General features: G+C 69.3%; 11 protein-coding genes. 5 read left to right on the plus strand and 6 right to left on the minus strand.

What is annotated here, in order from left to right; genetic code table 11:
• The 4 genes from HEB94_RS25705 to HEB94_RS25720 form a co-directional block, all read right to left on the minus strand.
• Entirely contained in the window at window positions 1-138 is a 138-nt protein-coding gene (locus tag HEB94_RS25705) for a hypothetical protein (RefSeq protein WP_192752280.1), read from the minus strand.
• 46 nt (window positions 139-184) lie between these two features.
• Window positions 185-1,471: a nickel-dependent lactate racemase gene (larA, locus tag HEB94_RS25710; RefSeq protein ID WP_192752281.1), complete on the minus strand. Its 1,287-nt coding sequence runs from the start codon at window positions 1,469-1,471 to the stop codon at window positions 185-187.
• A gap of 266 nt (window positions 1,472-1,737) precedes the next feature.
• Window positions 1,738-2,259, minus strand: a complete 522-nt coding sequence (locus tag HEB94_RS25715; protein ID WP_192752282.1) for a gamma carbonic anhydrase family protein — start codon at window positions 2,257-2,259, stop codon at window positions 1,738-1,740.
• Window positions 2,256-3,278, minus strand: a complete 1,023-nt coding sequence (locus HEB94_RS25720; protein WP_192752283.1) for a ketopantoate reductase family protein — start codon at window positions 3,276-3,278, stop codon at window positions 2,256-2,258. The genes HEB94_RS25715 and HEB94_RS25720 overlap by 4 nt, the downstream gene beginning before the upstream one ends.
• Window positions 3,279-3,484: 206 nt before the next feature.
• On the opposite strand from HEB94_RS25720, the gene kce reads away from it, so the two are divergent.
• Together kce and HEB94_RS25730 are read left to right on the plus strand one after the other, a co-directional pair.
• On the plus strand, window positions 3,485-4,429 hold the full coding sequence (gene kce, locus HEB94_RS25725) for a 3,5-dioxohexanoate:acetyl-CoA acetone transferase (RefSeq protein WP_192752284.1): 945 nt from the start codon (window positions 3,485-3,487) through the stop codon (window positions 4,427-4,429).
• A 24-nt stretch (window positions 4,430-4,453) separates the two neighbouring features.
• On the plus strand, window positions 4,454-5,431 hold the full coding sequence (locus HEB94_RS25730; RefSeq protein ID WP_192756668.1) for a 3-hydroxyacyl-CoA dehydrogenase family protein: 978 nt from the start codon (window positions 4,454-4,456) through the stop codon (window positions 5,429-5,431).
• A gap of 61 nt (window positions 5,432-5,492) precedes the next feature.
• Here HEB94_RS25730 and HEB94_RS25735 read toward each other — a convergent pair whose 3' ends face one another.
• Window positions 5,493-8,093, minus strand: a complete 2,601-nt coding sequence (locus tag HEB94_RS25735; RefSeq protein ID WP_192752285.1) for a glycosyl hydrolase — start codon at window positions 8,091-8,093, stop codon at window positions 5,493-5,495.
• A 228-nt stretch (window positions 8,094-8,321) separates the two neighbouring features.
• On the minus strand, window positions 8,322-9,146 hold the full coding sequence (locus HEB94_RS53710) for a TetR/AcrR family transcriptional regulator C-terminal domain-containing protein (RefSeq protein ID WP_192752286.1): 825 nt from the start codon (window positions 9,144-9,146) through the stop codon (window positions 8,322-8,324).
• An 81-nt stretch (window positions 9,147-9,227) separates the two neighbouring features.
• On the opposite strand from HEB94_RS53710, the gene HEB94_RS25745 reads away from it, so the two are divergent.
• From HEB94_RS25745 to HEB94_RS55110, 3 genes are all read left to right on the plus strand, one after another.
• Window positions 9,228-10,451 (plus strand): DUF418 domain-containing protein, encoded by a 1,224-nt coding sequence (locus HEB94_RS25745; protein ID WP_192752287.1) that lies wholly within the window; start codon window positions 9,228-9,230, stop codon window positions 10,449-10,451.
• Between the two features lie 136 nt (window positions 10,452-10,587).
• Entirely contained in the window at window positions 10,588-11,148 is a 561-nt protein-coding gene (locus HEB94_RS25750) for an AAA family ATPase (protein ID WP_192752288.1), read from the plus strand.
• An 87-nt stretch (window positions 11,149-11,235) separates the two neighbouring features.
• Window positions 11,236-11,775: an AAA family ATPase gene (locus HEB94_RS55110; RefSeq protein ID WP_337918002.1), complete on the plus strand. Its 540-nt coding sequence runs from the start codon at window positions 11,236-11,238 to the stop codon at window positions 11,773-11,775.
• Window positions 11,776-12,316: the final 541 nt, after the last annotated feature.

Here is a 12,316-nt window from a genome sequence, read left to right on the forward strand (position 1 = left end):
CTATCTGCGGAACGCGGCTCGGGTCACGGCTGCAGTTGCGCGGATGCGCAAGTGGTCGGTGGGGTCGGCTCTCTCCTCGAGCGCGGCGAGAACGCCGCCCAGGTCGCCGCCGACGCCGGCGTTGCCCCGGTCAGCCATGAGTCCGGTACTCGCCGCAGCGTCGTTCTCCGCGCGCGGTCAATCATCACGCCCGGGCGAGGTAGGGGATCGTCTGCGGTCCCTCGGGGAGCACGCACACCCAGGCGTCGGGTCCAGCCGCGGCCAGCCGGTCCTCGACCAGGGCGGCGATGTCGCCGACCGGCTGCAGATGGGCCGAGCGCAGGTCGTCGGGCAACAGATGGTCGGAGTAGACGTGGACGTCGGCCATCGCCTGTACCTTCGCCTGCACCTGGACCTGCCATTGGTCGGGGATCGTTGTCGAGCGCGCCATGATCGAGTCGAGCAGGGCGGCCGGCGAGGGGGCGGAGGCGAGCACCTCGCGGTAGGAGCCGTGGTCGGGGAATCCGTCGCGGCATTCCGCGACGCACACGATCGTGCCCCCCGGACGGACCACCGTCGCTGCCGCCGACATGCCTTTGACCGACTGGTAGAGGTTCTGGTCGAGCGGGTAGCCGGCATTGGTGGTAACCACCACGTCGGCCGGGCGGGGGACCTCCCGCATGCTCAGCCGGCGCGAGTGGTCCCGTGCCCGCTCGTGCATGGCGATGAGGTCCCCCGCGTAGGCCGCGACGATCTCGTGGTCGCGGTTGAGGAGGACGTCGAAGGCGAAGTCGACGCCGGTGCCGAGCGCGACGGCGGTGATGTCCTCGTGCACCGGGTTGCCCGCACAGACGCCCCAGCGGGCGTCGGGGTGGCCGATCCGGCTGGCGTCGTGGAGAACCAGGACGGTGTCCAGTCCTGCCAAGCCCGGTGCGCAGAGCTTCGGCCCGCCGGAGAAGCCGGCGAAGAAGTGGGGCTCGACGAAGCCGGTCGTGATCCGCATGTCGGCCGCGACCCACTCGTCGTTGAGCCAGACCGGCACGCCATTGCCGTGGACGCCGCGCCACGTGAGCCGGGATGCGTCGCGAGCGTCGTGGTTGACGACCCTGACGGTGTCGAGGATCTCCTGACCGAGCATGGCGCGCAGCTCGTCGGGGGTGTTGCCGCGGTGGGTCCCGGTCGCGACCAGGATCACGATGTCGTCGAGGTCGACGACGCCGTCGAGCTCGCGCAGGATCGCGCCGACCATCTCCTGTCGCGGCTGGGGACGAGTGGCGTCGCAGATGGAGATGGCGACGCTGCCGCGTCCGGCCGCACGCTCGCGCAGCGGCGGGCCCGCGGTGGGGGAGCGCAGCGCGGCGGTGAGAGCCGCGTCGGGGTCGGGGAGCCCGGGGACATAGCGAGGCTCGACGACGACCGTCCGGTCGGCCGGGAGAGCGACGTCGAGGCCGGTCTCCCCGTAGGCGAGATGGACGGTGCGAGTGGTGCTCACGAAGGGGACATCTCCTTCATCGGTCTCCCAGATCACTTGTTAGACAAGCATGCTCGCGGCCATGTCGCTTGACCAGCCCCCTCCTGCTTCCGCACGCCCTGTGCGCACCCGACAAGCCCGCGACGCCGGCAGTGCAGCACAGGCGGCGCGGGAGTTCCCCATCGCCGACGGTGGCGAGGGCACCTTCGATGTGCTGCTCGGCCACCTCGACGGCCAGATCCTCCTGCCCACGCACTGTGCCGTCTGGTCAGCCGGGTCGGGGAGTCTCAGGGGGTGGCCCGCCGGGCGTGACGGGCGGCCAGGTCGCGGTAGGTGCGGGCGTTGGCGAGCAGGCCGGCGTACTCCTCCTCGGTGAGTTGACGGCGCACCTTGCCGGGGACGCCTGCGACCAGCGATCGCGGCGGAATGTGGGTGCCCTCCAGCACCACGGCGCCGGCAGCGACGAGGGAGCCCGCGCCGACGCGTGCCCCGTTGAGAACCGCGGCGCGTATCCCGATGAGGCAGTCGTCCTCGACGACGCAGCCATGGACCACGGCGCCGTGGCCGATCGACACGCCCGCGCCCACCAGGGTCGGCAGCCCGGGATCGGCGTGAAGCACCGCGCCGTCCTGCACGTTGGTGCCGGCCCCGACGACGATCCGCTCCAGGTCCGCGCGGATCACCGCGCCGTACCAGACGCTCGCGCCATCGGCGATCTCGACACGGCCGACCAGCGTCGCTCCGGGCGCCACCCAGGCGCTGCCGGCAACGGCGGGCCGGTGCTGTTCGAACGGGAGGAGTCCGGTCACGACGCGGTGACCTCGGCGAGCCGGGCGAAGTTCACCGGTCCGGGTGCGCCGATGCCGTCCTCGAACTCGTGGAGGAGGCGGGTCAGCTCCGCGTTGAGCGGTGCCTTCGTGCCGGCCGCCACAGCACTGGCGACGACACCGCCGTTGATGACGTCGACCTCGGTTCGGCGGCCACGCTCCAGGTCCTGCAGCATGGAGGCCTTGGTGGCGCCGGCCTTCGTCATGAGCGTGTCCAGCGCGGCCTCGGCACGCGCCCGGTCCTGTGGGCGATGCACCACGAGCTCCTCGGGCTGGAACCCCCATACTTCGTCGAGCTCCAGGCCCAGTTGCCGGGCGACGTCGAAGCCCTCGGTCCATATCCGGAAGGCGAGCTCGCGGCTGACCGGGTGCTCGGCGATGTCCCGGTAGAGGCAGCCCCCGAGCGCGCCGAGGCCGGAGAAGACGCTGTTGATGAGCAGCTTGGACCAGACCTGGGAGTGGATGTCTGTGGAGACCCGGGTGTCGGGTGCGACGTCGCGCAGTATCGTGCACAGCCGCTCGACGCGCGCGGAGCGGGTGCCGTCCGGCTCGCCGATGACGAACGGTGCACGGGTGGTCTGCCGCAGGTGGCCGGGGCCGAGGTTCGTCGCGCCCCACTCCACCAGGCCGACGAGGAACGAGCCCTTTCCGACCGATTCCCGCACCACGTCCTGGATGAGGCCGTTGCCGAGCGAGACGTAGGTGTCGACGTGGTTGCCGTTGGTGAGGTGGGCGAGCGCGCTCGGCAGCGCGAGGGACTTGAGGGTGAGGAGCGCGAAGTCGAAGCTTCCCGGGAGCTCCTCGGCACTGGTGACCACGTCGAGCGGAAGCACGACCTCGGGTGCGTCGAGCTCCTCGAAGCGCAGGCCGGGCTCGAGCAGGCGCGCCGCATGCTCCGGATCAGCCTCCAGAACCACCACCTCGTGACCCGCCAGGGTCAGGTGGGCGGCGGTGACACCGCCGATGGCACCGGCGCCGACGATCAGTATCCGTTCACTCATGGCAAATGACTCCTCGCTAGCACGGCTCGAGCGCGCCGGTGATCAGGCAACGGGAACTAGCCCCCTTTGGCGAGCCCCGAAACCTTGGTCTACTTAACGTTGCTCAACCTCCGCCCCCAGCATGACGGCCTGAACGGCAGCACGCAGGCGTCCAGGCCGGGCGCCGCCCGGCGACGGGCGCCCAAGAACCCATAGGAGAACAGGACGTGTCCGAGAAGAACCCCCTCAAGCACAAGGTCATCATCACCAGCGCCGTCACCGGAGCGATCCACACGCCCTCGATGTCAAAGTACCTCCCGGTCTCGCCGCAGGAGATCGCCGAGGCCGCCATCGGTGCCGCCGAGGCCGGCGCGGCAGTGGTCCACCTGCACGCCCGCGACCCCCGAGACGGCCGTCCCTCGCAGGATCCGGAGCACTTCGTGCCGATCCTGGAGTCGCTCAAGCGCAACACTGACGCGGTGGTCAACCTGACCACGGGCGGCTCGCCGCACATGACCGTCGCTGAGCGGATGCGCCCGGCGATGGAGTTCAAGCCCGAGCTGGCCTCGCTCAACATGGGCTCGATGAACTTCGGTCTCTACCCGATGCTCGACCGCTTCAAGGAGTTCGAGTTCACGTGGGAGCGCGAGGGGATCGAGAAGAGCCGCGACCTGGTCTTCAAGAACACCTTCGCCGACATCGAGGCCATCCTCACCCGCGGCAGTGAGAACGGCACCCGCTTCGAGTTCGAGTGCTACGACATCTCGCACCTCTACAACCTGGCGCACTTCCGTGATCGCGGGCTCGCCACGGGCCCGCTCTTCGTGCAGTCGGTGTTCGGCCTGCTCGGGGGCATCGGCCCGGACCCGGAGGACCTCATGCACATGCACCGCACGGCCGACCGGCTCTTCGGCGACGACTACCAGTGGTCGATCCTGGGCGCGGGCCGCAACCAGATGAGGCTGGCCAGCATCGGCGCCGCGATGGGGTCGCACGTCCGGGTCGGCCTGGAGGATTCGCTGTGGATCGGCCCCGGCCAGCTCGCCGAGAGCAATGCGGCGCAGGTCGAGCGGATCCGGACCATCCTTGAGGCGCTCAACCTCGAGATCGCGACGCCCGACGAGGCGCGCCAGATCCTGCAGCTCAAGGGCCGCGACGCGGTCGGCTTCTGACGGCGGTAGGAGAGAGAGAACGTGATGATTCCAGCAGGTGCGCCCGTCGCCGTGGTCGGCGGCGGCTACATGGGCGGCGGCATCGCCCAGACGTTCGCCGCCCACGGCTTCCCGACCGTCGTCGCAGACGCCTCGCCGAAGCGGACCGCCGAGCTCGTCGCGGCACTGCACGCCGACGCCGACAGGTACGTCGCCGAGGGTCTGTTCCCCGCCGGGGCCGACGAGGCGGTCCGGGCCAACCTGCGCGCGGCGACGTCGCTGGCCGACGCGGTTGCCGGAGCGGCGTACGTCGCTGAGGCGGTGCCGGAGCGGATCGCCGTCAAGGACGGCGTGCTGCGCCAGATCTGTGAGCATGCGCCGGCCGAGGCGCTGATCGGCACCAACACCTCGGCCATCCCGATCGCGAAGCTGGCTGCCAGCGTGACAGGTGTCGAGCGGTTCCTCGGAGTCCACTGGATGAATCCGGCGCCTTTCGTCCCGTGCGTCGAGCTCATCGCGACGCAGGGAACCGCCCCGGACACGGTCGCCGCCGCGGAGGACCTGATGCGGCGCCTCGACAAGGTGCCGACCGTGGTGGCCGACTCGCCGGGCTTCGTCGCCAACCGGCTGCAGTACGCGCTGCTGCGCGAGGCCATCCGGGTCCTCGAGGAGGGCGTGGCCGGTGCGTCGGAGATCGACGAGGTCGTCAGGAACTCCTTCGGCTTCCGGCTCCCGTTCTTCGGGCCGTTCGCGATCGCCGACATCGCGGGCCTGGACGTCTACCGCGACAGCTTCGCCACGATGGAGCGTGCCTACGGCGAGCGGATCGGCACCCCGGATCTCCTCGACAAGATGGTCGCCGAGGGCCACTACGGCCTGAAGTCGCGGCAGGGTTTCTTCCGGTTCGACGAGGAGCAGGCGGACCGCGTCGCATCTTTCCGGGACACCGCCTACGCGCGGTTGAGCCGACTGCGGGAGGAGATCGGCCCCCTCACGCTTGCAGAGGCGGAAGGTGAGGCGTGAGGACCGGGCGCCACGGCGAGGCCGGCTCGGGGGCCGGCCACCGTGACGTGCCCGGTACCTTCTAATCCTTCTTCACGAGCAGGCGGGGGGTAGCGAGCAAGCCGGAGTTGACGGCGACGGTGGCACGGTCGATGTGCTGCATTCCGAAGCGGTTGCCGTAGTGCCGCTTCGCGGTGTCGGTGAAAGCCGCGACTCCGCGATCGACGGCGAGCGCGTTGGCGTTGGTGTTCGACACCCGGATCTCGATGCGGTTGTCGCCGCCGCGTAGATGCTCTCCGATCGGGAGTCGGTAGGGCGGGCTGAAGAGGATGCCGGTGTGGTTGCCGTTCAAGGTGACTTCGGCGATCTCGCCGACGGGTGGGATGACCTCGGCGCGGTAGGCCGGTCCTCGGAGGCGGCTGAGCAGGCCCGGCTCCCCACGGAGATCGGTTTCGATCGGTGTGACGGTGCCGAGGTCGAGCCAGGCCTCGCCAGTGGCCTGGTCCAGGTGAATCGACGTGGTGTAGGTCGCGCTACCGGAGTAGTGGCGACGTGCGGGGTCGTCTTCCCACCGATGAGGCAGGCGTACTGGAACGGCGGCGTCGTCGTCGTCGAAGCGGACGGCCCATTCGTCGCCGAAAGCCACGTCGATCGTCTGATCGGCTGGTTGCGCGGCGTGTGTCGGATCGTCGTCGTCGAAGCCGATCAGGACAGTGGCCTGGTAGGCCTCGAGGGTCAGCGGAACTGGCCGGTGTCCGGGGATCCGGTGGAGGGCGTGGCCGGTCGTCGGGTCCCAATGCTCGACCCGGCCGTGCTTGTCGCGAGTTTCGAGCTCGAATCGTACGGTCTCGGGTCCGGTGTTGACGACGAGGTAGATGTCGACGTCCCCACACCTGCGATGAACGGTGCCGACCGTCGGGTGCGGCGGGTCCAGCGCCACGTCCGCGGTGAGGTCGGTGTGGAGTGCGTCGAGGAGGTCGGGTACCGAGTCGAGCGCCGTTCCGGTCGGCGCGTTGCCGCCGACGGAGCGGACGTGCCCGCCGGCGCGTTCAACAGCTTCCAACCACGCAAGGGTTCTTTCCGGCACGTCCTCGACGAAAGGCAGCACGATGTCGGAGAACCGGTCGGGCTCGAGTACCTCGACCGCGTCGTCGTCGAACAGGACGAAGTCGAGGCCGGCTTCCCGCACCGCGCGAACCAGGTCGTAGCCGATGTGCTCGCGGGTGCCGTGCCAGAGGTCGAGTGCTCGGCGCTGGCGCGATCCGAGGTCCGCGTAGACGTCCCGCGATGATGCGTACACCCCGATGTCGCTGATCCGTTCGCCCTGTCGCATCAACCAGCACAGCCGTTGCAGGTAAAGGTTCAGCGGCGCGGCGGCTGGCCACCAGGGATTCCGGTCGTCCAGGGCACCCGCGGCGTAGAAGAGCCAGCCGAGCCCATCCGCACTGGGCGGGGAGTAGGGCCAGCCGTGCCCGACGAACTGGTTGATTCCCAGGAGGAGATGCTCGTGCGCCTCACCCTTCAGGTCGAGTGGGGTTGCGCGGAACGACGGCGAATGAACCCACGTCCAGATCTCGGACGAGACGATGGACCGGCCGTAGATCTGTGCCGCGGACGAGGCCCAGCGCGTGGGCGGGATGTCCTTCCATCCCCAGCCCTCGCCTTCGAAGGCGTCGGCGTGCCGGTAGCTGCTGATGCCGACCGGCGGCACACCGTAGGCCTGGATCCGGAACGCGACTCCGTGCGAGGCGGCCCACCGGCGCATCGGCGCGAGGAAGTTCTCCTCGCACAGCTCGGTCAGGGTGCGGTAGTAGTCGGCACGGAACCGGCGAGCGGCCCTGCGGTCGACGTTGCTGTTGTCGACGTGCAGCAGCCACAGCAGCGGGCCCGGGTCGTAGCCCCGGCGTTCGTGGAACTCCTCGAGCAGACCGGGCGTCCAGTCGGCGCCGTGCACCTCGAGGCTGTCGCAGAAGACGCTGCCCAGCAGTTCCCCGGGCACGGCTGACAGCAGCCGTTCACCCACGGCCTGGATGTGACGGGCCGTCGCGGTGGCGGAGTAGTGGTCCATGACCCACCCCTCGGCGCCCGCGGCGGCCCGCTTCACCTGTTGTCCGGTGAGCCGGGACACGGCCACCAGCAGCACCCGTGGTCCACGCCCCGCCGGTACCCGTACGACGCCGTCGACCACCGGCACCGGTGCCCAAGCCCCGGCGGCCTCCGTGCCCGAGCCCTCTCCGACGTACGCCGCGACCAGCTCGTCGCTGGGCCAGGCAACGGGCGCGGGTAGGTCGACCGCGGCGGGGCCGATCTCCTGCCGGTCCCAGTGCAGCCGCCGGGCTGCCAGGTCGGCAGTAACATGCGGACCGCCGTACGACCACCCGCTGCCCACCGTCAGGTCGAACCGCAAACCGAGCCGCCTGGCCTCGTCCGCCGCGAACCGCAGGTCGGCCAGGAAGGTCTCGGAGAGATAGCTGTCCGAAGGGACGCTCAACGGATACACGACCGCGACCTCGGCACCACCGAGACCCGCTCGCCGCATCGCGTCCAGTTCACGCGCGAGCTCGGCCCGGTCCACATCGGGCCCGAACCACCACCAGCGCATCAACGGTCGAGAGTCGGCGGGCGGATCGGCGAAGCCCGCTCGCAGTAGGTCCATCTGCTCGGGCATGTCGTTCGCGTGCACCGTTAGGTCTTATCCGAAACCCGCGCGTCGCGGTGCCTCGCCACCGCTTCTGGCCGCCGAGGGTGTCCACGAACGGCCAGTGCGTGGCCGGGAGCTTGTCACCGCGGCCCTCCGCGCGGGCGGAACCTGGCCCAGATGTTTGGAGCTGATCTGCTCCACCGACGCGACCCGGGCACCTGAACCCATCGGACGGGGCCGAGCGGCCGCGCCCTACGCCAGGGCGCGCGATCACGGGCGTGGCGCGCCGTGTATGGGAGTCAGCAGGCCGTCGAGCATTCGATGTAGCCCGAACTCGAACCAGGTGTCGAGGTCTGTGTCGGGATCGCTCCGGCTGGCCACGGCCAGCCACGGCCGTCCTTGGAGGCGTCCTTGGAGGCGGCCGGTGCGTTCGAGCCGGAGAAGGGTCGCTGAGCGCCAGGTGTGGTGGTCGGTGTCTGCTGGCTTGCGTCCGATGAGCAGGGCCATGCCCTGGATGTAGCCGCTGAGGACGAGGTAGGCGCGGAACGCCTCCGCGGGATCGAATCCGACCTCGCTCAGTGCGGACACGAAGCGGTCGACCATGGCGAGTACGGCGGGGCCGGTGGGTGGCCGGTCAGTGGCAAGGACGGTCAGAAGCCATGGGTGCCTTCGGTACATGGCCCACTCGTCTCGGGCGAGGTGTTCCAACTGCGCCCGTGGATCGTCCGGCGGTGCGGCGGTGCGGGGCCTGTGCGCGTCGATGACCTGCTCGGCCATCGCGCTGAGAAGGTCGCCGCGGTTGCGTACCTGGCGGTACAGCAGGTGGATGGCGAGTCCGGCACGATCGGCGAGGAGCCGCATGGAGACGCTCTCGAGGCCGAGGTTGTCGGCGAGTTCGACTGCGAGGGTTACCAGGTTGTCGCCATCGTAGGTGAGCGGCGCTGCGGCCCGATGCGACGATGTGGCCGGTCCGTGCTCACGGCGTTTGCGGTACGCGCGCGCCCGGCAGCGGCGCGAGCAGTAACGGCGTGGCCGTCCCCGGCCCGCCGCGGCAGGCAGGTCGGATCCGCACTCGGCACATCTGATGGTGGCCACCTTTCGGGGGGCTTTTCGTCACGCCAGGTCGTGTGACGAAACTACTTCACGGCGTGGGCGGTCTTCGCGAGGCTCGGTGCCATGAATGTGCTAAGACCTGACCGGCAGGGCCGCGACCGTCCGGGATCGTCGTCCGACGACGCCCGAACCCATGACGACGCCCGAACCCATGACGACGCCCGGATCAACGTGGTGGACGCGTTGCGCGGGATTGCGCTGCTGCTCATCCTGCTGGTCAACGTGGCATTCTTCAGCTCCGGATTTGCGTTCCAACTGGTCGGCGATCCGGCGTACGGTGCGCTCGACCGGCTGGTCGCAGGTGCGGTGGAGCTGCTGTTCGCGATGAAGGCGTACCTGCTGTTCTCATTCCTGTTCGGCTACAGCTTCACCCTGCAGCTCGACTCGGCAGCTCGGCGCGGGGCGGCCTTCGGCCCGTCGTTCCTGCGCCGGCTCTCCGGGTTGTTCGTGCTCGGGGCGCTGCACGCGGTGCTGCTGTTCCACGGCGACATCCTCACCACCTACGCACTGCTCGGTCTCGTGCTGCTCACCGTTCGGCGGATCGAGCCGCGCACCGCCCTGTTCACAGGGGCGGCCATCGTGGGCGTGATCGCGTTCGTGGTCGGTCTGGCCGCGGTCCTCGGTGCCACGGTCGTCCCGGACGAGGCCGCCGCGCTCACCGCCGGTGCGCGTTCGACGGAGGCCCTACGCGGCGGATTCGGTGATGTCGTCCTGGAACACCTGCGCTCGTTGCCGGCAATGCTGGGCGGCCTTGCCGTGCAAGGACCGTTGGCCTTCGCCGCGTTCCTCGTCGGTCTCGCCGCCGGCAAGCACCGGATGCTCGCCGCCGTGCCCACCCACGAGAACCTGCTGCGCCGATGCGAGCGGGTCGGCTATCCGGTCGGTCTGGCCGGCGCCACCGTGTTCGCTGTCGGGGGCGGTACAGCCAACCTGACCGGACTGATGGTCAGCATCGTCACCGCGCCGTTCCTCGCGGCGGCCTACGCCGCGACCCTGCTGCGTCTGTTCACACGGCGGCCGCGCGTCGCGGACGCTTTGGCGCCCGCGGGACGCATGGCGCTGACGAACTATCTGGGCCAGTCGCTCATCTGCGTGCTCGTCTTCACCGGCGTCGGGCTGGGCCTGGCCGGCCGCACCTCACCGGCTCAGACGCAGCTCATCGCACTGACGATCTTCGTGGTGCAGGTGGCGGCCAGCTTGTGGTGGATGCGGAGGTACCGATACGGCCCCATCGAATGGGCGCTGCGCGCGTGGACCCACCGGAAGCGGCCCGCCATGCGGCGATAGGCCCGACAGCCGCAAGGTCCCCCGCATCCGGAGCATGGTGATGAAGGCTTGGGCGAGGGCGACGAGGGCGACGAGGGTGACGTCGCAGTGATCGCAACGCGAAGGTGCCGCGACTTGTCTCGGTTAAGGTGACTCGGTGGCGCGACTTGTCCATCTGAACGGCCCGCCGGGTATCGGTAAGTCCACGCTGTCGGCGCTCTACGCCGATCGGAACCCCGGCACCCTGAACCTCGACGTGGACACCGTCCACCGCCTGATCGGCGGGTGGCAGGACAAGGAGACCGACACGTGGCCGGTCGTGTGGTCCATCGTCCGGGCGATGGCGACGACCCACCTGGACGGCGGACTCGATGTCGTGCTGCCCCAGTACTTCGCCCGGCTCGAGGAGATCACATCGTTTGAGGAGCTCGCGCGCGAGCACGGGGCGGACTTCCGCGAAGTCGTCCTGCTCGACGATCGTGAGGCGGCGGTGGAGCGGTTCAACCACCGGGCCCGGAACAGCGACGACCCGTGGATCCGCCACCACCAACGCCTCATCGAGCTGGGCGGCGGGCCGGTCGTGCTCGGGACCATGTACGACAACCTGTTGGAAGTCGTACGCCAGTGTCCGGGCGCGGTGGTGGTGCCAAGCGTGGTGGGCAGGGTGCAGGAGACTTACGAGCACCTGATGGACGCCTTGCGCGAGCCGGTCTCGTGACCCGTTTCGCACGCCCGGCCGTCCAGCTGCTTCCAAACTCGGAAATCCGTTGCAGCTTCAGGTCGCGTCCGGCAGAGTCTGCCCGCTATGGCATCGGTGTTGATTGTCGGCGGTCCTGGGTCTGGCAAGTCCTCCGTCGCCGCTGAGCTGCTGAGGCGTGGTCAGCGATCGATCGATGCGGACTACGGTCTCGCTCGTTGGGAGGATCCACAGGGCACGCCGGTCGAGTTTCCACCGGGCCCGGATATGAGGTGGCTTCGGTATCACCGTTGGCGGTGGATCCATGAGCGGCTAGAGCAAGTTCTGCAGGAGTGTCATCACCGATCGGCCGCGTTGTGCGGCACTGCTAGCAACATGGCCGACCATCTGCCGCGGTTTGACCTTTTGATCTTGCTTCGGATTGATGAAGCCACCATGGTCCGGCGTCTGAAGGATCCGGGGCGCGCCAACGACTTCGGCAGGTACGGAGCGACCCTGGAGTGGTCGCTCGACTGGCGTCCGCGGCTTGAGGCCGAGATGCTCGAAGCTGGGGCGCGGCCTGTCGACGGGCAACAACCCTTAGCGAACGTCGTTGATGATGTCCTCCGTCTTTGCACCGCGTGCAGCATCGACCTCTCGCAGAACTGACCGCACCAGGTCCACCCCGTTGGCCGGATATCTTGCCATCGCTGCGGCTGGGATGGGGTGGGGTCGACCAGTTGTCTTCGGCGGGGAGGGCGTTGGCGGTTCGCGGACGACATCGACCCGGAGACAGCGGGACGAAGATGTCGAGCGGCAAGAAGGCTGAGGAGCAAGGTTGGGAACGTCGACCAGTTCGCTCTGCCGGCCGAGCGAGCAGACTCGCTCGGGCGATGCCCCTGACGTGCCCCTGAACGCTCATCGGCACGAAGCCACTACGCGGTTCTGCGCGCCCGCCTGGTGGACCTGCTCAAGCCGCATGCACGACTCCCAGGACGCCCGGCCCGGTGCGGGTGCTGCGATGAGCAAGGCCGTGCGCGAAACCAAGACCGATTCAGCATGCCCCACCGGCCTGCGCAGCCTTCGGCGAGCTACCTCGGCCCGGACATCCTCGCCGCACCTCGCCATGCCACGAACTGCGCTGGAGGCCGTGGCCGCAAGGCGAGGCCACGCTGGGCGACCTCCGCGCTCTCCTGAGTTAACGGTTCAT

The sequence above is a fragment of the Actinopolymorpha pittospori genome, assembly GCF_014873875.1.
In the GTDB taxonomy this organism is placed as follows: Bacteria; Actinomycetota; Actinomycetes; order Propionibacteriales; family Actinopolymorphaceae; genus Actinopolymorpha; species Actinopolymorpha pittospori.